A 22435-nucleotide genomic window follows, 5' to 3' on the forward strand; every position below is an offset into this window, starting at 1 on the left:
AACCAAACGATCCTTGCCCGATTCGCTTCCACGGTTTAACCGGGCGGCATGGGAAAACGAATCGTTCCGCCGGAAGAACCGGCCGAAATTCACGAGGTGCCGCTGCGTGAAGCGCTGGAAGAGCGCTATCTCGCCTATGCGCTCTCCACCATCATGCACCGTGCGCTGCCCGATGCGCGCGACGGCCTGAAGCCGGTCCACCGGCGCATCCTCTACGGCATGCGCCTGCTCAGGCTCGACCCCGGCACCGCTTTCAAGAAGTCCGCCAAGATCGTCGGCGACGTGATGGGCTCGTTCCATCCGCACGGCGACCAGGCCATCTACGACGCCATGGTGCGCCTCGCGCAGGACTTCTCCTCGCGCTATCCGCTGGTCGACGGCCAGGGCAATTTCGGCAATATCGACGGCGATAACCCCGCCGCCTACCGCTACACCGAAGCGCGCATGACCGATGTCGCGCGGCTTCTGCTCGAGGGCATCGACGAGGACGGTGTCGAGTTCCGCGCGAACTACGACGGCCAGTCCAAGGAGCCCGTCGTGCTGCCCGGCGGCTTCCCGAACCTGCTCGCCAACGGCGCGCAGGGCATCGCCGTCGGCATGGCGACCTCGATCCCGCCGCACAACGCCGCCGAGCTGTGCGATGCCGCGCTGCATCTGATCGAGAAACCCGACGCGAAGTCCAAGGCGCTGTTGAAGTGGGTGAAGGGCCCGGACTTCCCGACCGGCGGCATCATCGTCGATTCCAAGCAGGCGATCGCCGAGGCCTACACCACCGGCCGCGGCTCGTTCCGCGTCCGTGCGCGGTGGACGCAGGAGGAGGGCGCGCGCGGCACCTGGGTCGTCGTGGTCACCGAAATTCCGTTCCTGGTGCAAAAGTCGCGCCTGATCGAGAAGGTCGCCGAGCTGCTCGACCAGAAGAAGCTGCCGCTGGTCGGCGACATCAGGGACGAATCGGCCGAAGACGTCCGCATCGTGATCGAGCCGAAGTCGAAGAACGTCGATCCCGCGCTGATGATGGAATCGCTGTTCCGGCTCACCGAGCTCGAAAACAAGATTCCGCTGAACCTCAACGTGCTGGTCAAGGGCCGCGTCCCCAAGGTGGTCGGCCTTGCCGAGGCCTTGCGCGAATGGCTGGACCATCTGCGCGATGTCCTGATCCGCCGCAGCAACTATCGCAAGGCGCAGATCGAGCACCGGCTGGAAGTGCTCGGCGGCTTCCTGATCGCCTATCTGAACATCGACAAGGTGATCAGGATCATCCGCACCGAGGACGAGCCGAAGCCCGAGCTGATGAAGGCGTTCAAGCTCACCGAGGTGCAGGCGGAAGCCATCCTCAACATGCGCCTGCGCTCCTTGCGCAAGCTCGAGGAAATGGAGATCCGCACCGAGGACAAGAACCTCCGCGCCGAACTCAAGGGCATCAATGCGGTGCTCGCCTCCGAGACCGAGCAGTGGAAGAAGGTCGGCGAGCAGGTCGGCAAGGTCCGCGACATGTTCGGGCCGAAAACGCCGCTCGGCAAGCGTCGCACCACCTTTGCCGATGCCCCCGAGCACGATCTCGCCGCGATCGAGGAAGCTTTCGTCGAGCGCGAGCCGGTGACCGTCGTCGTCTCCGACAAGGGCTGGATCCGCACCATGAAGGGCCATGTCGAGGATCTCTCGGGGCTTGCCTTCAAGCAGGACGACAAGCTCGGCTTCGCCTTCTTCGCCGAGACCACCTCGAAGCTGCTGCTGTTCGCTACCAACGGCAAGTTCTACACGCTCGACGTCGCCAAGCTGCCGGGCGGCCGCGGCCATGGCGAGCCGATCCGCCTGTTCATCGACCTCGAGCAGGAGGCAGCTCCCGTCGCGCTGTTCGTCAACAAGGGCGGACGCAAGTTCCTGGTCGCCAGCCACGAGGGCCAGGGCTTTATCGTCAACGAGGACGATTGCGTCGGCACCACCAAGAAGGGCAAGCAGGTCCTCAACGTCGACATGCCGAACGAGGCGCGTGCGATCACCGAGGTCGTCGGCGACACCGTCGCGGTGATCGGCGAGAACCGCAAGATGCTGGTCTTCCCGCTCGACCAGGTGCCCGAGATGGCACGTGGCCGCGGCGTGCGCCTGCAGAAGTACAAGGACGGTGGCCTCTCGGACGTGACCGTGTTCGAGGCCAAGGCCGGCCTGACCTGGAGGGACTCTGCGGGACGCGAATTCTCCGCGACCATGAAGGAGCTCGCGGAGTGGCAAGGCACCCGTGCCGACGCCGGCCGCCTGCCGCCGAAGGGTTTCCCGAAGTCGAACAAGTTCGGCAAGGTGATCGGGTAACGCACTCTTGTCCCGGAAGCGCTGCAACGCTTTTCGCGTTGCTGCGCAGTGCCGGCACGACGCCGTGGCGCAGCGATATCGATGCCGGGATGTGACAGCATCGCTCTCCAATTCGCATACCGGAAGTGTGCGCGCTCTGATACCGTCGGCCATGCCGGTGGTCTGGAGCGTTGAGATATAGCGCGATGTACGATGTCATTGTTGTCGGCGGCGGCTCCGCCGGCGCCGCGGTTGCGGCACGGCTGTCCGAGGACACCGCGCGGCGTGTGCTGCTGCTCGAAGCCGGCCGCGACTGGCGTGCCGATGAGGCGCCCTGGGAAGTGAGGACGCCGAACCCGATCCCGATCATCCACAGGCGCGAGTACCAGGAGAAATGGCAGTGGCCTGATCTGTTGTCGCGCCGGGTGGCCGGGCAGGAGCCGCGCTTCTACTGGCGCGGCAAGGGGCTTGGCGGCTCGTCGATGATGAACGGCCAGATCGCGATCCGCGGTGTCGCGGACGCATTCGACGAATGGGCCGCCAATGGCTGCACCGGCTGGTCGGCCAGGGAGGTGATGCCGCTGTTCTCCGTGATCGAGGACGATCTCGAGCTCGGCGATGTCGAGGGCCACGGCCGCGGCGGGCCGCTGCCGGTCTATCGGGCGCCGCCCGGAAAATGGGGGCCGATCGATCGGGGCTTGCGCGATGCGGCGCTCGCGAGCGGCTATCCCTGGTGTGCCGATCTCAACGGCCCCGATGGCGAGGGTGTCGCCTGCTATCCGATCAACAGCCGCGACAGCCGCCGCATCAGCACCAATGAAGGCTATCTCGAGGCGGCGCGCGGCCGCGCCAATCTGGAGATCCGCGGCCACGCGCTGGTCGATCGTGTCCTGATCAGCGGCGGAAGGGCAACCGGCGTTCGCGTTCACATCGAAGGGCAGGGCACCCACGAGATCAGCGCGCGGCAGATCGTGCTGTGCGCCGGCGCGATCCACAGTCCGGCGATCCTGCTGCGCTCGGGCATTGGTCCTGCGGAGGAGCTGCAAGCGATGGGGATTGCTGTCGCGCGCGATCTGCCGGTCGGCCGCCACTACTTCGACCACCCGCTGTTTCGCGCCACGATCCAGCTCCGCGAGGAGCTGCGCCCCACCGATCCGGATACTCGCCACACCAATTGCTGCGTGACCTATTCCTCGGGCCTCGCCGACGGCGGCAAGCGCGACATGATCCTGATCGCCTTCAATCACCGCGGCATCGGCAATGCCGGGGCGATCGGGGCCGGGCTGTTCAACGCGTTTTCTCGTGGAACGCTCAAATTGGCCTCGACCGATCCCGCGATCGATCCCATCGTTGAGGAGAACATGCTCGCCGACCCCCGCGACATGCTGCGCATGATGGACGCTGTGAAACGGCTCGCCGTGATCACGTCGCAGCCGGCGCTTTCGGGCATTGCCGACTGGATCCTGCTCGCGGACACCGATCTGACGTTGCCGGAGGCGGCCGCCCTGCCGGACCACGAGCTCGATGCCGTGCTGCGCCGTGAGACCGGCGACATCCAGCACGCCGCCGGCAGCTGTCGCATGAGCGGCGCTGGTGACGCCAATGGCGTGGTCAACCCTGATGGCACCGTGAAGGGCATTTCCGGCCTGCGCGTCGCCGACGCCTCGATCATGCCGTCCGACTGCCGCGCCAATACGCATTTCACCACGGTGGTGATCGGCGAGGCGATTGCGCGGATGATGACGCGGTAGCCTGACAACGACGGTAGTCGTGGCACTCGCGGCTCTCTCCACGTCATTGCGAGTGGAACGAAGCAATCCAGATTCCATCCGCGGAGGCAGTGTGGATTGCTTCGTCGCATCAGCGCAAACTTGCCGCGCAATTTTGTCGCGGGCTCCTCGCAATGACGCAGCAAGGGGCGGGCCATCGCTCTTCAATCACATATCAAACAGCAGGCGCAGGTTCACCTTCCCGCGGCGCGTCTCGCCCGGGTTTTGCTTCATATGCCGCGCCCAAAAAACAAGGGCGCAGGGAAGGCCGGGCGCCGGCTGGCACCCGAGATCCGTGCGTGATAGAAGATGCACACGGGGTGGACCACAGGTGTTGCCGGTCGCCCGGCCTTCCCTGCAGAAGTGCCGTGATCACCAGTCCCCGCCTCAGCCTGTTCGCACCCCGGCAATATGGTATGAAAGCCGCGCAGCGTCTTCACCAATTCCCGACAACAACGACGACCTAAAATTGGAAAGCCACCGCAGGCCGAGAAAATACAATCCGGGCACGTTCGTCACTCCCCGGCGGTGAACGGGCTGCCCGTGTGCATTCAGTGCGGGAACATTCAGCCAATCGAAGTCGTAATTGTATCCCGTGGCCCAGACGACAGTGCTGATACGGGCGGCGCGCAGATCGAGTTGTCGCAGGGGCTCGATCACGCACGGCGGGTCAGGCCAGACCGCGCGGGCCGAACGGTCCAGTGGCGCGTCGATCGCGTGGCGTTCGACATGAGCATCCACCTTGTCCAGAAAAAGGGAATATGAAGCGTCACCGTATGCAAGCCGTTTGGCTAAATCGGGTGCAAGTTCCACAATACCTTGATGGGCCGCCTGCACGCGCCCCAAAAGTGCGACGCCCTCCGCCGCAAAACGGCGGAAATCTATAGTGTCACCTCCAAACGCGCCGGTAATTAACGGCTTTGCTCGATCCTGGCCGCCGTCTTCCGCTGGGTTTCGATCGATACCCATCTCACCCAACCAACAGATCAGATCGCGCCCACGGTATCGGCGCGGCACACGGGTGTGCCGGCCAACTGAGAGATAGACACGGCGACCAGCTCGAAAAAGCTCTTCGGTAATCTGTGCACCTGAAGCGCCGGAGCCAACCACCAGCACCGCGCCCGACGGAAGTTGGTCGGGGCTTCTGTATTGGCTCGCATGCAGCTGAAAAACGTCAGCCTCTTCCTGCAACAAAGATGGGATAAGAGGTCGCTGATAGGGGCCGGTGGCCACAACAACATTATCAGCTTCAATCGGGCCGTCCGACGTCTCGGCAACGAAGCCGGTCCCCCTTTGATTTCTATGGAGCGCATCAACGGACACTCCGCAGCGAATTGGGGCTGCGATAAAGTCAGCATACGCCGAGATGAACTCAACAATCTCGCTACTGGTTGCGAAACCGTCGGGATCTGTGTGAGCGAACGGAAAGTCCGGCAGTTGCACGGACCAGTTCGGAAATTGAAAACGCAGGCCGTCCCACCGTTCCGTTCGCCAGCGCTCGGCGATCCGGCTGCGCTCAAGCACGAGATGAGGGCAGTCGAGTTTCGTCAGCATGTGGCTCATCGCCAGCCCGGCTTGGCCACCGCCCACGACAAGTGTCTTCACACGTTCGATCGGCATCGACTGTTTCCATCGATGAAAACGAGGAGACCGCCGCTGTTAATAGCCGCCACATTCTTTTCGCAGTCAAGCCGCTACGATGACCGCTGTTGGCCCCTAGCCGAAGACCGAGGGGCCCATTGCCACGTCCGCTGTTGCGGATAACCGGACGCTGGGCTGGCGCAGGCTCGACGACCGCTTGAGACCCGTTGCAGTACTGTTTCCGAAGTGTTGAGCTCTTTACGCCTGCGGCATCAGCCACAGTTAGCAGAACCGATTGCCCGGACGAGAAGGAAAGTCACTTCGGGTTTTGGATAAGGCGGAGCAAGGTGCCGTCGGGATCAATCAGCGCTGCGATCCGTAGACCACTGTCCGCAGCCGTTGGTGGATGCAGGCGGGGTGCACCCAAATTGGTCTGAGGGACGCCAACCGCAAGACAGGTCGTATAAAATGCGTCTAAGTCATCCAATCGAAGGCAGCAGCTAAAGCCGGTACTCGCTGGGTCAATATTGGGATCCGGGAAAAACTCAAGAACAACTCCGTTGCGCTTGAGGATCATCCATCCCTCATCCCGCCAGCCCACCGTGAAGCCGAGTGCGCCATAGAAGTTCGCAGTTATGGCGAAATTCCGCGAGGGAAGATTTGGAGTTGCGTGGTCCATTAAGAGCACATTACTGGATCCGCGGCCGGTCGCAAGTTGATGACCTCGACCATCTCTCCCGTCGTCGAGAGTTCCCTTGTCCAAGTTACATCAGTAGTAGCAACGGCCGGGATTGCGGCCGCTACGTCGCCTGTTGGCCCAAGCTGCCACGCAGCCCTGTCGGCTTCGACGTCCGCCTGCCGACAGCAAGCCGAACGCGACGACATGGCCACCTTAGATCACCCCCGCCAACCTCAGCGCCACGCCCGCCGCGCAGCTGCCCGCGAGCACCGTCAGCATGCCGAGCTTGAAGCGGAAGATCGCGGTTGCCGCCGCGATCGCCAGCAGCAGCGCCGGCACATCGACGCTTCTCAGCACCGGCATATCGAAGTTCAGTGGAAACACGCGCACCGGCACGGTCTCGCGGAACAGCGTATGGAGCGCGAACCAGATCGACAGATTCAGGATGACGCCGACGACGGCGGCGGTGATTGCACTGAGCGCGCCGGCGAGCCCTGTGTTGCCGCGCAGGCGCTCGATATAGGGCGCGCCGACGAAGATCCAGAGGAAGCAGGGCGTGAAGGTCACCCAGGTTGCGAGCAGTCCGCCGAGCGTGGCCGCCAGCATCGGCGACAGCCCGCCCGGATCGCGATAGGCCGCCATGAAACCCACGAACTGCAGCACCATGATCAGCGGGCCCGGCGTGGTCTCGGCCATGCCGAGGCCGTCGAGCATCTCGTGCGGCTTCAGCCAGTGATAATGCTCGACCGCCTGTTGGGCGACATAGGCCAGCACCGCATAGGCGCCGCCGAAGGTGACGAGCGACATTTTCGAGAAGAACAGCGCGATCTGGCTGAAGACGTTGCCTTGCCCGAGAGCGAGCAGCAGGACGATCACGGGAACGAGCCAAAGAGCCAGCCACAACGCGCCGACGCGGATGGTGCGCGCCGTGTTCGGCCGCACGTGTTCTGGCGCCGTTTCGCCGAGCATGCTGTCGATCGCGGCGTCGCTGCCGCCATGGCCGTGACCGCCCGGTGCGAATTCCGGCCGGCCGCTGCGCGCGCCGGCATAGCCGATGATGCCGGCGGCGATGATGATGATCGGGAACGGCACCGCGAAGAAGAAGATGGCGACGAAGGCCGCGGCTGCGAGCGCGATCATGATGCGGTTCTTCAGCGCGCGCTTGCCGACGCGGACCACGGCCTCGACCACGATGGCGAGCACCGCGGCCTTGAGGCCGAAGAACAGCGCCTCAATGAGGCTGACGTTGCCATAGGCGGCGTAGATATAGCTGAGGCCCATGATGGCGATGATGCCGGGCAGGATGAACAGCCCGCCCGCCATCAGCCCGCCGGCGGTGCGATGCATCAGCCAGCCGACATAGGTCGCGAGCTGCTGCGCCTCCGGTCCCGGCAGCAGCATGCAATAGTTCAGCGCATGTAGGAAACGGCCTTCGGAGATCCATTTCTTCTCATCGACCAGGATGCGGTGCATCACCGCGATCTGGCCGGCGGGCCCGCCGAAACTCAAGGCGGCGACGCGGAGCCAGACGCGGAAGGCTTCGCCGAAGCTGATGCCGTGACCGGCATCAGCTCCTGCTTGGTTGGCACGTATATCCATTACGCCTTCACCTTGTTGGTCGGCCAGTTGTGGGTCTCGGCTGTCGCGTCGCGGCACCAGCGGTAGAAGGCATCATATAGCACCATGCCGGCCTCGAGCTGTTCGAGGTCGTCGTCATACATGCGCGACAGCCCGAGCGAGGCCGCGAGCAGGCCGGGCGCCTCCGGAGCGAGGTCGGGGCGCGCGGTGTCGGCGCCGCGCACCAGCGTGGCCAGCCGCAGCAGGGGCGGTGTGGCGATGCCGAACTCCTCGATCATCACATCGAAGGTACAGAGGTCGCCGCGGTGGCTCCAGAACACGTTCTCGATGTCGAAGGGGGCGGCGCCAAAGCGTTCGCCGACGGCGACGACCTCGGACGGCGCCACGTACAGGAACACCGCGTTGGGATCGACGAAGCGGCGGATCAGCCAGGGGCAGGCGATGCGGTCGACCTTGGGCCGGGCCCGCGTCACCCAGACGGTGCGCCCCTTGGCATCGCGTGGCGGCAGCTTGCGGGTGTCGACCAGCGGCAGCTTGGCCGCCTTCCAGCCCTCGAAGCCGCCTTCGAGCGTCTCGGCGGACACACCTAGCTGGCGAAGCCAGGCCGCCGTGCCCTGTGCGAGCTTCTCTCCGCGCAGGCACGAGACAATGGCCCGGCGACCGGCGAAGTCGCCGCCCCAGTCCGCCACATTGTCGTGGCTGAGCTTGATCGAGCCGGGAATCAGCCGCCGGTCGGCGGCAAAATCCTCCTCGGTGCGCACGTCGATCAAGACAGGGGCGTTCGCCGTGCCGATCAGCCGGGCCAATTTGTCAGATGATATGGTCGTGAAGGTAGACATGATGCGTCCTCGCAAGAACCGAACGGGACGCGATGCTTGGGCTTGTCGCCTCGTGGGGAGATCGCTCAAATCCCCATGGCGTAGATTACAGCGAAACTAAGAAGCACTGTCAATCCGCGGAACGATTGGACCTTAGAAAAGTGATGCCCGCCGTCTATACTGCAGCCCGACAGACCTGAATCTGCTGGAGAATTCGATGCATTCCCATTCCATCGAACAATGGACCCACGACCACGCTTTCCTGGGCGAGAAGCACGACGAGAACGAGCGGCGCACCTGGTTCGTGGTGGTGCTGACGCTGGTCATGATGGTCGGCGAGATCGTGGCCGGCTCGCTGTTCGGTTCGATGGCGCTGCTCGCCGACGGCTGGCACATGGGCACCCATGCGGCCGCGCTCGGCATCGCGGCGTTCGCCTACCGCTTCGCGCGCCGGCATCTGGGCAATGCGCATTTCACCTTCGGCACCGGCAAGTTCGGCGATCTCGCCGCCTTCGCCAGCGCGATCATCCTGGGATTGATCGCGGTCGAGATCGCCTATGAGAGCGTGCTGCGGCTGATCACGCCGGTGCCGATCGTCTATGGCGAGGCGATGGCGGTGGCCGCGCTCGGCCTCTGCGTCAATCTCGCCAGCGCGTGGCTGCTGCGCGACAGCCACGATCATCACCATCATGGGCATGAGCACGGCCATGCGCACGATGAGCATGACGATCATGACCAGGACCACCACCATGGCCATCATCACCATCATCACGACAACAATCTTCGCGCGGCCTATGTCCATGTCATGACCGATGCCGCGACCTCGGTGCTGGCGATCGCTGCGCTCGCCGTCGCCATGTATTCGGGATGGGTCTGGGCCGATCCCGCGGTCGGCCTGATCGGCAGCGTCGTCATCGCGAGCTGGGCGTTCGGCCTCGTCAAATCGTCCGGTGCGGTGCTGCTCGACGTGCGCGCCGACGAGAAGCTGGAGCGGGTGATCCGCTCGCGCATGGAGGTCGGCGAGGACCGCGTCACCGATCTGCATCTGTGGCAGGTCGGCCCCGGCCATTGTGCCGTGCTGCTCTCGGTGGTCTCGGACAAGCCGAAGCAGCCGGCCGTCTACAAGCGGCGGCTCGCCGGATTGAAGGGCCTCAGCCACGTCACGGTCGAGGTCGAGACCTGCCCGCATTGAAAGGCCTTGCGGGAATTCTGTGAACGGGCCGGGGTTGATCCTCGGTCACGGCCTGCATGGCTGTCGGGGAGGATAACAAATGCCCAGGATCACGCTCGCATTCGCCATCGCAGCACTCGCTCTGTGCGGCCCCGCGGCGCACGCGCAATCGGACAAGGCCGGGGTCGAGAAGCTCTACGTGCTCAATTGCGGGGAGGGGACCGCCGGTGACATCTCGCGCTGGACGCCGGGCCTGAACGAAGGCAAGGCCATGGATTTCGTCGACACCTGCTATCTCGTCAGGCACGCCAGGGGCTGGTTCCTGTGGGACACCGGCATCGCCGATTCCGTCGCCGCGATGCCGAACGGTCTCGTACCCGCCGATCCCAAGGCCGTCACCTGGCGCCGGCCGAAGACGTTACAAGCGCAGCTCGAGCAGCTCGGCGTCAAGCCCGACGACATCAAGGCGATGGCCGTCTCGCACACCCATCCCGACCATATCGGCAATGTCGAGCTGTTCCCCCAGTCGGTGCTCTACGTGCAGAAAGCCGAGTATGACTGGCCCGGCGCCAACAACGCGCCGCGCTTCAAGCCCTCCCATCCAGTCGAGCTGCTCAGCGGCGACAAGGATGTCTTCGGCGACGGCAGCGTGACCCTCCTGTCGACGCCCGGCCACACGCCCGGGCACCAGTCGCTTCTGGTGAAATTGCCGAAGACCGGCGCCGTGGTGCTGTCGGGCGATGCCGTGCACTTCAGGGATAATTGGGACAACCGCCGCGTGCCCAGCATGAACGTCGACAAGGACCAGAGCACGGCCTCGATGCAGAAGATCGCCGATATCCTCGCCAAGGAAAAGGCGCAGCTCTGGATCAATCACGACAAGGCGCAGCGCGACGGCCAGAAGCTGGCGCCGGAGTTTTACGACTGACGCTTCTTGCCGAAGCTGTTCCCATTATGCTGGCAGCAGACCCGTGCTAGGGCCCGCGATAGGCTCCGGAACGGGGAGGCGATTGTGGGCGAATGGTCAGGGGTCGCGATCGCGCTGGCGTCGAGCAGCATCGGCGGGACTGCTGCGGCGATCACCCGCTATCTGGTCGGCGGCGCCGATCCCATCCTGCTGGCGATCCTGCGCTGGGGCATCGGATTTTTCTGCCTGCTGCCATGCGCCCTGATGCTCGGTGTGCGCTGGCCGCAGCGGCCGGACTGGCCGGCCGTGGCTGGGCTCGGCATCTGCTTCTTCAGCCTTTTCTTCATTCTCTACAACATCGCGGTGTCCTACACGACCGCGGCACGGGCCAGCCTCGCTCTGGCAACACTGCCGCTGCACACCATGGTGGTCGGCGCACTGCTCGGCGTCGAGCGTCTCACCACACGCAAGATGATGGGTGTCGGCATCGCGGTGCTCGGCGTGGCGGCGGCGCTGGCCACGGGACTCGCGCAAAGCCCGCCGGGAGCCTGGCGCGGCGAGCTGATCATGACCGGCGCGGTGTTCTGCATGGCCTTCTGACAACGTGCTGTCGCGGCCCCTGATGGTGCGCTCCAGCGCGCTCGGCTTTCTCACGGTCGGTATGGGCGCGGGTGCCGTCGTGCTGGTGGTCGGGGGACTGCTGAAAGGCAGCTTTGCGTCGCTGGAGCAATTTACGACGGGGCAGTGGATTGCCGGCATCTATCTCGGGGTCGGTGGCGGCGCGCTCGCCTTCATCCTCTGGGTCATGGCGCTGGCTCGGGCGACGCCGACGCGGGTCGCCAATACGATGACGGTCAATCCGATCGCCGCCGCGCTGCTGGCGGCGCTGCTGATCCATGAGCCGATCACGCCAAATCTTCTGGCCGGGCTGGTTGCGGTGTTCGCGGGCATCTGGATCGCGACCAGCGAGGCCAAGACGGCTTAGGTTCGCGGTGCGCTCGCCGCCGGTGGGCTCGGTTCCGGCGCCTTCTTCGGCTTCAGCGTGCCCGCATAGAACGACAGCAGCCAGACCAGCAGGACGGCGAGCAGGTAGACGCCCCAGGCCTGCGGCGGCGTGGTTGCCCAACGCAGCAGGCCTTTGAAGGTGCGGGGCGGGGTCTCTTCGCTCATGGCCTGCTTGTGCGCGAAAGGCTTGGTCTGGTCAATCTTGGGGCTGGTCAATCCGGCCGCGGCGCGGGGCGGATCAGGAACAACGCCGCCAGCGCCGACAGGCTGAGCGCGGAGGAGACGATCAGCACCTTGGCGCCCATGAGGTCGATGAGCAGGCCGAAGGCCAGCGGCGCCACTGCCTGCGCCATGCGCGCGGGGGCGCCGATGATGCCGAGACGGTAGCCGAAATCCTTCGGGCCGAAGATCGACAGCGGCAGGGTGCCGCGTGCGATCGTCAAGATGCCGTTGCCCGAGCCGTGGAACAACGCGAATGCGCTGGCCGCGGCACCGCCGAAGATCGCCACGATCACCGCGCCGATCGGGTGGGTGAGGCTGGCGAGCCGCGTCGACCACAGCGGATGGAAGCGGCTGAGAAAGCCGGCCTCCAACATGCGTGCACCGACCTGCGCCGGGCCGATCAAGGCGCCGGCCGCGATGGCCTCGGCGGGCGTTGCGCCTGTCGTCTCCAGGATGCGCGGGAAATGCGCGGCCATGGCGCCGGTGACGGTCCAGACCGCCGCGAAAATGAAGGCCAGCAGGAGCATGGTGCGGTCGAGCGGCAGATGCGGCTTCTCGGCGGTGGCCGCCGCCTGCTTGGCGCCCTTGATCGCCGGCAGCATGAAAACGTTAAGGGGCAGGCCGATCAGGAGATTGGCGGCCGCCCAGGCAAAGCAGGTGTCGCGCCAGCCGATATGGGCAAGACCCCAGGCGGTGAGCGGCCAGCCGACTGTGGAGGCAAAGCCCGCCATCAACGTGATCCCGGTGATGGGTCTGCGGGCTTCGGTGCCGTAGATGCGCCCCAGCGCGGCGAAGGCGGCATCGTAGAGTCCCATCGCCATGCCGATGCCGAGCACGAGCCAGGCGATCGCCATCACCACGACGGACTGCGAGAGCCCGAGCAGCACGAGGCCGGCGGCGATGGTCAGGTTCGAGGCCGACAGAACCTGCCTGCCGCCGACGAGATCGATCTGCCGCCCGATGCGCGGGCCGAGCATCGCCGAGATCACCAGCGACGCCGAGAATGCGCCAAAGATCCAGTTGGAGGAGACGCCGAGGTCGCGTGCCATGGGATCGGCGAGCAGCGCCGGCAGATAATAGCTCGAGGCCCAGGCCAGCGTCTGCGTGGTGCCGAGCGCCAGGATGATCGGAAGCTGGCGCTGGCTCATTTCCCCGCATTTCTGGTGGTCTGTGTCATCGGTTGCATTTGCCCCCTGCGGCGAGAGTGCGTCAACCGCGCCTGCGGCATATTCGATCTGCTGCGGGCGGGAGCCTTGGTCGGGGTCCCGCGCGGCCTTTTGTTGGTCACGAATGCACGCCATAATGGCGCATGCAATTATCCTCGCGCCTCGAATTGATGAACTGGTTGGCCAGCCAGGGCCTGACTGGCCTGCCCGAACCCGAGCTGCTGCGCGGGTTCTGCGAGCGCTGCCGCGCCCAAGGGCTCGACCTGTCGCGCGGCCTCGTCGTCATCGACACGCTGCATCCGATCTATGAGGGCCGCGCTTTCCGCTGGAGCGACACGCCGAGCAACGAGAGCGACGTCATCGAATACGGCTCGACGGCGGAGGGCGACGCGGCCAAGAACTGGCGCCGCTCGGTGTTCTATCATTTGCTCGAGCATGGCCACGACGAGATGGTGATCGACCTCGCCGAGGCGCCGTCGCTGGATTTCTCGCAGATCGGCGACCTCGCCGAAAACGGGCATCGGCATTTTCTGGCCTTCGTGCACCGCTTCGGCGAGACCGGCGCGCTCGGGCAGATGGACTGCCTCTATTCCTATTGGACGACGCGGCGGGATGCCGGTTTTACCGAGGCCGAGCTTGCCGCGCTCCGCGATCTCGTGCCGGTGCTCGGCCTCGCGATCAAGTCGGCGCAGCAGGTCGATATCGTGCGCACGCTCGGCCGCGTCTATCTCGGCCGCGACGCCTCCGAGCAGGTCCTGCGGGGACGAATCTCGCGCGGCGTCACCGAGCGCATCAACGCGGTGCTCTGGTATTCGGATCTGCGCGGCTCGACCGCCATCAGCGAGAGCATCGGCCCCGACGAGATCATTCCGTTCCTCAACGACTATGCGCAGGCCGTGATCGATGCGATCCACGGCGCCGGCGGCGATGTGCTGAAGCTGATCGGCGACGGCGTGCTCGCGATGTTCTGGGGCGAGGACATGGCGGATGCGCGCCGTGCTGCGCTCCGTGCCGAGCATCTGTTCCGCAAGAACATCGCGGCGCTGAATGCCCGCCGGGCGGCGGAGGGCCGTCCGACGACGTCGGCCTATATCGGCCTGCATGTCGGCCAGGTTTTCTACGGCAATATCGGCAGCGATGACCGGCTCGACTTCACGGTGGTCGGCCCCACCGTCAACGAGGTCAGCCGTATCGCCGCGATGAGCCGCTCGGTCGATCGCGAATTGCTGGCGTCATCCGAATTCTACAAGGGCCTCGATGCCGCCGGACGCCGCTATCTGGTCTCAACCGGCCGCTACGCGCTGCGCGGCATCGGCCGCGCGCAGGACCTCTACACGCTGGACCCCGACGTCGATGCGAGCGAGCCGGTGACGGGGAGTTATGAGCGTTATCTGGCGAATTAGAGAGGGTGTTTCAACTTGTTCCGTCATTGCGAGCAGCGAAGCAATCCAGACCGTTTCCGCGGAGAGATCCTGGATTGCTTCGTCGCGACGAGCTCCTCGCAATGACGGTTGTGGCTAGCACCGCACCGCCGCTTCATCCCCCACCATCTCCGGCTGCCGGTCGAGCGCCACGGCCGGTGATAGCCAGATCACCAGCGCCTGCAGGCCGAACACGGCGGCCGCCAGATAGAGGCACGCTTCCGCGCTCCAGAACCCGCCGACGATTGCACCGAGGGCCGAGCCGAGCGGGCGGGCGCCGTAGCTCATGATGTTGATGGCGGAGACGCGTCCCAAGAGGCGCGGCGGCGTTACCGACTGGCGCAGCGTCGTGGTCGAGATCACCCAGAGGATCGGGCCGACGCCGAGCAGGAAGAAACTCAAGGCGGCAAGCCACGGCGAGGGGGCCGGCACCGTCAGCGCCATCACCACCGCGGCAATGAAGCCGGTGATGGGGCCGAGACCGACCACGGTGCCGAAGCTGATGCGCCGCATCACGCGGGTTGCGAACAACGCGCCAATCACCATGCCGATGCCGTACATGGTCAGCACCGTGCCGACGCCCGCGGCAGTCAGGCCGAGATGGCGCACGGCGTAGGGCACGAACACGGCAATCTGCAGGAACCAGCCGGTGTTGAAGATGAACTGGGTGATGAACACCGGCCGTAGCAGCGGATGGTGAAACACGAAGGCTGCGCCTTCGCGGATCTCCTGGAGCGGGTGGCGGCGCGGCGCGGGGGCACGCACGGGCTCGTAGATGCCGGAGAGCAGCACGACGGCGATGGCCGAGAGCGCTGCGGCGAAACCGAAGGCCGGGCTCGCGCCCCACCAGCCGACCAGCGCGCCGCCGAGCGCGGGGCCGCTGGCAAAGGCGATGGTGCGCGCAAGCTCGATCCGCGCATTTGCCGCCGGCAATAGCTCCGCGCTCACGAGCGAGGGCACCAGCGCCGGCGCGGCCACGCTGTAGACGACCGTGCCGCACACAGCAGTGAAGCCGAGCAGCGCCAGCAGCGGCAGATTGAGCGCGCCGAGCGCAAGCAGCAGCACGATTGTCCCGAGCGCCGCAGCCCGCAGCGCCTCGGCCCCCGCCATCAGCGAGCGGCGCGAGATGCGGTCGGCGAGCAGGCCGGCAGGAATTGCGAACAGCACGAAGGGCAGGGTCAGCGCGGTCTGCAACAGGCCGGTCCGGCCTTCCGCGACGCCGAGCGTGAGCACGGCGACGATGGGGGCTGCCGCCAAGGCGATCTGCTCGGCCGACTGCGCTGCGAGATTGGACCAGGCGAGCCGGCCAAAGGTGTCGGGCAGACGAGGAGGCGTTGACATGGCTCATTTCCTGCAAAGTCGATTTGGCGCCAGTATTCGGCTCTTGCGGTCCCCAAACCCACCCGCTTTCCGACAGGGCGACCAACAGCGGCCGGGACGGGAACGCATGCCGCTAGATGCAGTTGCAAATGAGTTGCAATAAGAATGAACTCGGGTATTCTGCCGGCATGGATGCCCGATCGCCCGATTTGACCCCCGACACCGCCGCCGGCTGGCGCGCTGATGCGCCCGCCACCAAGAGCCTCGCTGAGGTCAATGCCACGGTCGCCATCCCGGCCGCGGGCCGCTGGTGGCGGCGGCTGCTCGCCTTCGTCGGCCCGGGCTATCTCGTCTCGGTCGGCTACATGGACCCCGGCAATTGGGCGACCGACCTCGCCGGCGGCTCGAAGTTCGGCTACACGCTGCTCTCCGTCATCCTGCTCTCGAATTTGATGGCGATCCTGCTGCAGTCGCTGGCGGCGCGGCTCGGCATCGTCACCGACCGCGACCTCGCACAGGCGTGCCGCGCCACCTATTCGCCGGCGGTGAACTTCCTGCTCTGGCTGGCTTGTGAGGCAGCGATCATCGCCTGCGATCTCGCCGAGGTCATCGGGACTGCCATCGCGCTCAAGCTCCTGTTCGGCATTCCCCTGATCGGCGGCGCGCTGCTCGCAGCGCTCGATGCCTTCCTGCTGCTATTGCTGATGAACCGCGGCTTCCGCTTCCTCGAAGCCTTCGTCATCGCGCTGCTTGCGGTGATCGCGGTTTGTTTCGCGGTCCAGATCGCCGCCGCCGCGCCGCCGCTGGCGGCGGTCCTGCAGGGCTTCATGCCCAAGGCCGAGATCTTCACCAACCCCGAAATGCTCTACATCGCGATCGGAATCATCGGCGCGACGGTAATGCCGCACAATCTCTATCTGCATTCCTCGATCGTGCAGACGCGCGCCTATGCGCGCAACGATACGGGCCGGCGCGAAGCGATCAAATGGGCAACGACGGATTCGACCATCGCGCTGATGCTGGCGCTGTTCATCAATGCCGCCATCCTCGTCGTCGCCGCGGCGACATTCCACAAGAGCGGCCATTCGGATGTCGCCGAGATCGGCCAGGCGTTCGAGCTGTTGTCGCCGCTGCTGGGGCTCGGCATCGCCTCGACGCTGTTCGCGGTGGCGCTGCTCGCCTCCGGCCTGAACTCGACGGTGACCGCGACGCTCGCCGGCCAGATCGTGATGGAAGGGTTTCTCGACCTGCGCCTGCCGAGCTGGGCGCGTCGCCTGCTCACGCGTGGCATCGCCATCATTCCCGTGATCGTCGTCACCGCAATCTATGGCGAGCGCGGCACGGCGGATTTGCTGGTGTTCAGCCAGGTCGTGCTGTCGATGCAGTTGCCCTTCGCCGTCATCCCGCTGGTCCGCTTCGTCTCCGACCGTCGCAAGATGGGCAAGTTCGCGATACCGAGATCCGTCGCGGCGATCGCGTGGATCGTCGCAAGCGTGATTGTGATCCTGAACTTGAAGCTGTTGTTCGACATATTGTTTGGATGAGCGCAGGGCGGCCGCGTTGACCTTACAGCCCGGCCATGCACGTTTCGCGCGAACTCTGATCAGCCCTTCGGAAATCCGTGCCGCTCGGTGACCGGGGGCTTTCGTCGTGAGCCGACGAACTAGCGCTTTTCAATTGGTGTGAAGAGGGTATACTACCTTCAATTGCTGATAGGCCGCACATTGCAAATAGGCCCTGTTATGACCCTGTATTTTTCAGGTTTGATTTTTCTCCCCGCGGGATAATCGGCGGTCCCGTGCCGGAGTAAGTGCGCCGATCGCATTTTCTCCGGATACGTTTAAAGGTTGAGCGTCTAGGTCGGCGCATGGAGCCAGTGGTGAGGCCATTGGTTTGCTGAAGTGATTTGACTGCGCGTGTTCACGTCCGGGGAGGGGACGATGATCAGGCCAGGATGCGTTGATTGCTGTGTTGAAGTCATTGATGAGCGTGTGCTGCCGTGACCAAGTGTCCTGCGTGTTCAGCCCGAATTACTCGCGAGCATCGCTTCTGCTCTCAATGCGGCGCGCGCCTCGATCGCGCCGTGGAGCAGCTGTCCGCTCCGTCGCCTGCCAGCGCAGCTGACGGCGCGGCGCGGGTCATTCCGCTGCATGATCATGTCGCGGTTTGGTCACAGATGCTGACCGAAAACAAGCAGGTCAGCGTTCTGTTCGTCGACGTCTGCGACTCGACATCACTGCTCCAGCACTCCGACCCCGAGGAATCCCGCAACTATCTCGGCAGGGCGCTGAACCACTTGGCCGAGGCGGTCGGGACCTATGGCGGTACGGTCAGCCAGTTGCTGGGCGATGGGCTCGTCGCCTTGTTCGGCGCGCCCGTGGCCCAGGAGGATCACGCCCTGCGGGCGTGCCTTGCCGCTCTCAAGATGCAGAGAGCAAGCATTCCCGGCCACGAGGTTCAGGGCGTGGCCAGCCCGATGCTGCGCGTCGGCATCAATTCGGGCGAGGTCCTGGTCGGTGTCGTCGGCCAATATGGTTGGTCGCACTACGGTGCGGACGGCAAGACCATTCACCTTGCATCGCGGCTCGAAAAGATGGCTCCGCCCGGCGGCATTCTGATCAGCGCCGCAACCCAGCGCCTTGTCGCGCAACAGATCGACACGCGGCCGGTGGGGACGCGGTCGGTCCGAGGGCTGGATGATCCGGTCGAACTCCATGAGGTCATAGTCGCCACCGAAAGTTCGGCAGCGGCGCCGCTGACGCGCAAGGAGCGCTGGGCGCCTCTGATCGGCCGCGAGGAGGTGTTGCGGATCCTGGCCGGGGACGTCGATATCGCTCGCTCCGGCGCGATGCGAACGATCGGGCTGTGCGGCGATGCCGGGATCGGCAAATCCCGCTTGATCGCCGACTGGATCGCCGCGCTCGCAAGCCGCGGCATGCAGGTCTGCGTTGCGCAGGCGAGAGGTTATGCGAGCGCTCGCGCCTACAGCACCGCCGCGGACCTGATCGCGAGCCTTGCCGACCTGCCGCAAACGAGCGGGACAGACGCGGAATCCGTCAAGCAGACCCTGGCTGCCAAATGGCCCGCCGAGGGCGCCGCCCATCTCGCCGCGGTCAATGACCTCTTGGGGCTGGCAGCGCCGGACCAGGCTTGGCTGGAGCTGAACCCGGCGCAGCGGCGGCGCCGAATAGGCGACGCATTGCTGTGGCTCGTGCGCAGACGTACCGAGGCGGGCCCGTTCGTGCTCGTGCTCGAGGACGTGTTCCTGGCCGATCGCGAGAGCCGGCGGTTGTTCGAGGCTCTGCTTCCAAAGCTCCAGGGACTGCCGATCCTCGTTTGTGTCAGCTATCGCCCCGATTTCGACCATCAGTGGCGGCAGGCGCCTTGGTTTGCAGAGCGGGTGATCGAGCCTCTGCGCGACGGCGAAATGCTCAGGCTTGCGCGCGCTTTGCTGGGCGATGATCTATCCGTGCTCGGCGTCATGAACGAATTGGTCGGACGCGCCGACGGCAATCCCTTCTTTCTGGAGCAGTTGGTCATTACGCTGATCGACGACGGTTCGCTCGAGGGAACGCCGGGTGCGTACCGCCTGCAGAGGCCGCCGGGGGATCTGCGTGTGCCGGGCTCCATCGCCGCGGTGATCAGCGCGCGCGTCGACCGCCTGCCCGAAGCTGCCAAGTCCGCGCTCGAGGCCGCTGCGATCCTTGGCGATCCCATCACGCGCGAACTGATCGCGGCGATGCAGGCCGTCGATCTTGGGCGTGCCGAAGAATTGCTGGGTCTGTGCGTTGCATCCGGATTGCTCGCCGGGCCGGATCAGGCGCGCGGGCAGCTCGAGCAGCATGTGTTCGCGTTTCGCCACGCATTGGTGCGCGATGTCGTGCTCGGCGCCCTCACGCGCGCGCGACTCAAGGCGCTGCATCGACAGGCCTTCCTGGCGCTGCATGCGCAGCCGGGGGCAAGCGAAGCGGATGTTGCGCCGGCGCTGGCGCACCATGCCTTCAAAGGGGAGGAATGGGAGCAGGCGGCGAGATTCACGGTCAAGTCGATGGCGCGTGCCATCTCGCGCTCGGCCAATCAGGAAGCCCTTCAACTGTTCGACAGAGGTCTTCAGGCGGCCCGCCGTGTCGATGACGCCTCGATTGCGCAGACCCTCGAGCTCGCACTTCGGCTGGAGGCGATCGGAGCGATGCTGGCTCTCGGCCAGATCGACGACATCTTCAGCAATATGGAGCGCGCGGAAGCTATCGCTGTGCAACTGAACGATCAGCGCGCGCGGGCGGCAGTGTCGACCGAGACGGCGGTGTTCCTTTGGATGCGCGGACGCTTCGAGCAAGGTCTGCGGTATGCCTCACAGGGGCTCGATGCGGCTCGCCTGGCGCAGCGCCGTTACATGATGATGGCGGCGCACCAGACCCGCCTGATGAACCTCCATGCTCTCGGTCGATATGCCGAGGCCGCCGTGGAAGGCCGGGTTCTGCTCTCCGACTACGGACCGGAGCTGTCAGGGCATGTCGTCCAGCCCGGATGGGCCGCTATTCCCATCGTCAATCTGTATGCGTTTCATGCCAGCACGCTCTGGCGGCTGGGGGATAGCGCCACCGCCCACGCATTCTGCGCCAAGGCCTACGAGATCCTGTCGAACATCAATCATCCCTATTCCCGTCTGCTGATCGATACCGTGCAGTCGCAGATCTGGATCGAGAGCGGGGAGCTCGATCGGGCCGAGTCCGTGATGCGCACGGGCGTGCAGCAATGCATGACGCACAACGTCCTGACCATGCTTTCGGTCTGCACCGGCGTTCTGGGCAGCGCGCTGGCGCACAACGGCAAGGCCGCCGAAGCGGTGACGATGCTGGAGAAGGGGTTCGCCGATCGGATCTACGAGGCGGCCGGTCGCTACGGCAGAACGTTCATGCGCGTGAGCCTCGGGGTCGCCTATCGCAAGCTCGGTCGGTTGGACGATGCGATTGCCACCGGCCGCAAGGCCGTCGAGCAGGCCGCCGAGGAATACGGCCACCAGACCGAAGCTCTGTACGAGCTTGCGGAGACCTTGCGGCATGCCGGCGATACGGCCGGCGCCGAAGCGCATTTCAGGCGAGTCGCGGAGGCCGCGGAGCGTCTGGGCATGCCTCACTATCAAACACGGGCCGCCGCGGCCCTCGCAGATTGGCGCAAGGATGGGCATGCAGCATGAAACTTTCAGCTGGCACTCCTGATGCAATGCCGCCGGGGCTACGCCGCCTCACCTACGCGATCTTCTGTTGGGCCAATCGCCATCCGGGCGCTTTGCGCGCGGTCGGTGCGGTGCTTCGGCATTGGCCGTTCGTCGGCGGCTGGTTAGGCGTGGCGGCCCGGGCCGACGCTGTCAAAAAGGTGCTGACCAGGCCGAACAGTTTCTCCAACACCGCGCACGCGGCGAACCTGTCGGCTGGGGACTATCTGATCGGCATGGATCCCGACGCCACATACAAGGCGGACAGGCTTCTGCTGGATGGTCGGTTGGCTGTCCTGGACACGACATTGCCCGCCGCGGCCGATCTTGCGGCCCGAGACTACGTTGAGAAGCTCCGGCCGATCGGCAAGAACAAATCGTTCGATCTCATCGAGGATTACCTGATGTGGATCGTGTTTCGAGCTATGCATCCCTTGTTCGGGGAGGCGACCAACAGGGTGGCAGCGGGCGCGACCGGAAGCCTCGATGATCCCGGGCTGCAGCGGCAATATCTCCTCGAGATCCGCTATGTGGCGGGGCAACTCCTGGCTGGCAGCTCGGCGACGCTGAGGGTGCAGCGCAGGGCTGAACTCAACGCTGACGCACTGAGATCGCGTATCGCCGGCGTGGGCAACGACATTCAGCTCGCATGGGGGACGTCCTGTCCGTTTAATGTCATCAAGCGGAACGCGGTCGGCCTCGCCTGGATATCGCATCCGGTCACCGTGCAGTCGGGGGCGCTCGCCGTGCAAGAGCTGCTGGGGCGTCCCGATGTTCATAAGGCATTGCGCGAGCAGGCGCAGCAGCTCCTGAAAACGGGTTCGAACCAGATTTGGGAGGACAAGGCCTTCCGCAAGCTGGTGCAAGATCATGTCCTCGAACTTTTGCGTTTCCGCCCGATTTTTCCGCTGCTCGCGCGCGATGTGCCGCGCGACACGGAATTCGAGACGGGTGCGCGGCACAATGCCAAGTGCCCCGCCGGCGGAAAGATGGCGATCTGGGGGATCGCCGCAATGTTCGATACCGCGATAGACAAAGACATCAGCCGATTTTCTCCGGCGCGCAACTGGGGCGCGAACCAAGATCTGCGCTGGCTGATGTTCGGATATGGCACGCGTCAGTGTCCGGCCATGGTTTACGCGGTCGAGATCCTGACCAGCGCGCTGATCGGCCTGTTGATCCTGCCCGAGCTGCAGCTGGCGCGGGGTGAGGGCAAGCCCATCACCTATGACGGACCGCTGATGTCGCGAATGCGCGTGAGTTTCATCTAGCGGGCGGGAGGAGGACGGGCATGCTC

15 protein-coding genes and 1 pseudogene are annotated in these 22435 nt (G+C 65.1%); 9 read left to right on the forward strand and 7 right to left on the reverse strand.

Features of this window, described 5'->3' with window-relative positions; genetic code table 11:
- Nucleotides 1-48 precede the first annotated feature (48 nt).
- Nucleotides 49-2307, forward strand: coding sequence for a DNA topoisomerase IV subunit A (gene parC / locus P6U31_RS16725; RefSeq protein ID WP_407189470.1), 2259 nt, complete (start codon nt 49-51; stop codon nt 2305-2307).
- A 185-nt stretch (nt 2308-2492) separates the two neighbouring features.
- Complete coding sequence (locus P6U31_RS16730) at nt 2493-4037, forward strand: GMC family oxidoreductase (protein WP_407189471.1); 1545 nt, start codon at nt 2493-2495, stop codon at nt 4035-4037.
- Between the two features lie 405 nt (nt 4038-4442).
- On the opposite strand, the gene P6U31_RS16735 is transcribed toward P6U31_RS16730, so the two are convergent.
- The 4 genes from P6U31_RS16735 to P6U31_RS16750 all read right to left on the reverse strand — a co-directional run bounded on the left by P6U31_RS16735 (nt 4443) and on the right by P6U31_RS16750 (nt 8732).
- Nucleotides 4443-5675, reverse strand: a complete 1233-nt coding sequence (locus P6U31_RS16735; RefSeq protein ID WP_407189472.1) for an NAD(P)-binding domain-containing protein — start codon at nt 5673-5675, stop codon at nt 4443-4445.
- Between the two features lie 277 nt (nt 5676-5952).
- Nucleotides 5953-6315, reverse strand: coding sequence for a bleomycin resistance protein (locus tag P6U31_RS16740; protein ID WP_407189473.1), 363 nt, complete (start codon nt 6313-6315; stop codon nt 5953-5955).
- A gap of 213 nt (nt 6316-6528) precedes the next feature.
- On the reverse strand, nt 6529-7914 hold the full coding sequence (gene chrA / locus P6U31_RS16745; protein ID WP_407189474.1) for a chromate efflux transporter: 1386 nt from the start codon (nt 7912-7914) through the stop codon (nt 6529-6531).
- A complete protein-coding gene (locus tag P6U31_RS16750; RefSeq protein WP_407189475.1) occupies nt 7914-8732 on the reverse strand; it encodes a chromate resistance protein ChrB domain-containing protein in 819 nt (272 codons plus the stop codon). Before P6U31_RS16750 ends, chrA begins: the two co-directional genes overlap by 1 nt.
- Nucleotides 8733-8928: 196 nt before the next feature.
- On the opposite strand from P6U31_RS16750, the gene dmeF reads away from it, so the two are divergent.
- The 3 genes and pseudogenes from dmeF (at nt 8929) to P6U31_RS16765 (ending at nt 11774) form a co-directional block, all read left to right on the forward strand.
- Entirely contained in the window at nt 8929-9903 is a 975-nt protein-coding gene (dmeF, locus tag P6U31_RS16755; RefSeq protein WP_407189476.1) for a CDF family Co(II)/Ni(II) efflux transporter DmeF, read from the forward strand.
- Nucleotides 9904-9982: 79 nt separating this feature from the next.
- Nucleotides 9983-10810 (forward strand): N-acyl homoserine lactonase family protein, encoded by an 828-nt coding sequence (locus P6U31_RS16760; RefSeq protein ID WP_407189477.1) that lies wholly within the window; start codon nt 9983-9985, stop codon nt 10808-10810.
- Between the two features lie 84 nt (nt 10811-10894).
- Nucleotides 10895-11774 (forward strand): annotated as a pseudogene (locus P6U31_RS16765) (DMT family transporter).
- On the opposite strand, the gene P6U31_RS16770 reads toward P6U31_RS16765, so the two are convergent.
- Together P6U31_RS16770 and P6U31_RS16775 are read right to left on the reverse strand one after the other, a co-directional pair.
- On the reverse strand, nt 11771-11959 hold the full coding sequence (locus tag P6U31_RS16770; RefSeq protein WP_407189478.1) for a hypothetical protein: 189 nt from the start codon (nt 11957-11959) through the stop codon (nt 11771-11773). The pseudogene P6U31_RS16765 and the gene P6U31_RS16770 sit on opposite strands and share 4 nt — an antisense overlap.
- Nucleotides 11960-12006: 47 nt before the next feature.
- Complete coding sequence (locus P6U31_RS16775) at nt 12007-13164, reverse strand: MFS transporter (protein ID WP_407189479.1); 1158 nt, start codon at nt 13162-13164, stop codon at nt 12007-12009.
- Between the two features lie 161 nt (nt 13165-13325).
- Between P6U31_RS16775 and P6U31_RS16780 the strand changes: the two genes are divergently transcribed.
- The gene (locus P6U31_RS16780; protein WP_407189480.1) at nt 13326-14585 is read left to right on the forward strand and encodes an adenylate/guanylate cyclase domain-containing protein; all 1260 of its coding nucleotides are present in this window, start codon (nt 13326-13328) and stop codon (nt 14583-14585) included.
- Between the two features lie 114 nt (nt 14586-14699).
- Here P6U31_RS16780 and P6U31_RS16785 read toward each other — a convergent pair whose 3' ends face one another.
- Nucleotides 14700-15944 (reverse strand): MFS transporter, encoded by a 1245-nt coding sequence (locus P6U31_RS16785; RefSeq protein WP_407189481.1) that lies wholly within the window; start codon nt 15942-15944, stop codon nt 14700-14702.
- Nucleotides 15945-16111: 167 nt separating this feature from the next.
- On the opposite strand from P6U31_RS16785, the gene P6U31_RS16790 reads away from it, so the two are divergent.
- The 3 genes from P6U31_RS16790 (at nt 16112) to P6U31_RS16800 (ending at nt 22409) form a co-directional block, all read left to right on the forward strand.
- Nucleotides 16112-17467: an Nramp family divalent metal transporter gene (locus P6U31_RS16790; protein WP_407189482.1), complete on the forward strand. Its 1356-nt coding sequence runs from the start codon at nt 16112-16114 to the stop codon at nt 17465-17467.
- A 539-nt stretch (nt 17468-18006) separates the two neighbouring features.
- On the forward strand, nt 18007-21120 hold the full coding sequence (locus tag P6U31_RS16795) for an ATP-binding protein (RefSeq protein ID WP_407189483.1): 3114 nt from the start codon (nt 18007-18009) through the stop codon (nt 21118-21120).
- The gene (locus P6U31_RS16800) at nt 21117-22409 is read left to right on the forward strand and encodes a cytochrome P450 (RefSeq protein WP_407189484.1); all 1293 of its coding nucleotides are present in this window, start codon (nt 21117-21119) and stop codon (nt 22407-22409) included. The genes P6U31_RS16795 and P6U31_RS16800 overlap by 4 nt, the downstream gene beginning before the upstream one ends.
- The last annotated feature ends 26 nt before the right edge of the window (nt 22410-22435 follow it).

The sequence above is a fragment of the Bradyrhizobium centrosematis genome, from assembly GCF_045571495.1.
GTDB classification, from domain to species: Bacteria; Pseudomonadota; Alphaproteobacteria; order Rhizobiales; family Xanthobacteraceae; genus Bradyrhizobium; species Bradyrhizobium centrosematis.

Excerpts from the sequence above, each read along its gene's own strand:
- parC (WP_407189470.1), top strand. The coding sequence starts at position 49 with ATGGGAAAACGAATCGTTCCGCCGGAAGAACCGGCCGAAATTCACGAG.
- P6U31_RS16730 (WP_407189471.1), top strand. The coding sequence starts at position 2,493 with ATGTACGATGTCATTGTTGTCGGCGGCGGCTCCGCCGGCGCCGCGGTT.
- P6U31_RS16735 (WP_407189472.1), bottom strand. The coding sequence starts at position 5,675 with ATGCCGATCGAACGTGTGAAGACACTTGTCGTGGGCGGTGGCCAAGCC.
- P6U31_RS16740 (WP_407189473.1), bottom strand. The coding sequence starts at position 6,315 with ATGGACCACGCAACTCCAAATCTTCCCTCGCGGAATTTCGCCATAACT.
- chrA (WP_407189474.1), bottom strand. The coding sequence starts at position 7,914 with ATGGATATACGTGCCAACCAAGCAGGAGCTGATGCCGGTCACGGCATC.
- P6U31_RS16750 (WP_407189475.1), bottom strand. The coding sequence starts at position 8,732 with ATGTCTACCTTCACGACCATATCATCTGACAAATTGGCCCGGCTGATC.
- dmeF (WP_407189476.1), top strand. The coding sequence starts at position 8,929 with ATGCATTCCCATTCCATCGAACAATGGACCCACGACCACGCTTTCCTG.
- P6U31_RS16760 (WP_407189477.1), top strand. The coding sequence starts at position 9,983 with ATGCCCAGGATCACGCTCGCATTCGCCATCGCAGCACTCGCTCTGTGC.
- P6U31_RS16770 (WP_407189478.1), bottom strand. The coding sequence starts at position 11,959 with ATGAGCGAAGAGACCCCGCCCCGCACCTTCAAAGGCCTGCTGCGTTGG.
- P6U31_RS16775 (WP_407189479.1), bottom strand. The coding sequence starts at position 13,164 with ATGAGCCAGCGCCAGCTTCCGATCATCCTGGCGCTCGGCACCACGCAG.
- P6U31_RS16780 (WP_407189480.1), top strand. The coding sequence starts at position 13,326 with ATGCAATTATCCTCGCGCCTCGAATTGATGAACTGGTTGGCCAGCCAG.
- P6U31_RS16785 (WP_407189481.1), bottom strand. The coding sequence starts at position 15,944 with ATGTCAACGCCTCCTCGTCTGCCCGACACCTTTGGCCGGCTCGCCTGG.
- P6U31_RS16790 (WP_407189482.1), top strand. The coding sequence starts at position 16,112 with ATGGATGCCCGATCGCCCGATTTGACCCCCGACACCGCCGCCGGCTGG.
- P6U31_RS16800 (WP_407189484.1), top strand. The coding sequence starts at position 21,117 with ATGAAACTTTCAGCTGGCACTCCTGATGCAATGCCGCCGGGGCTACGC.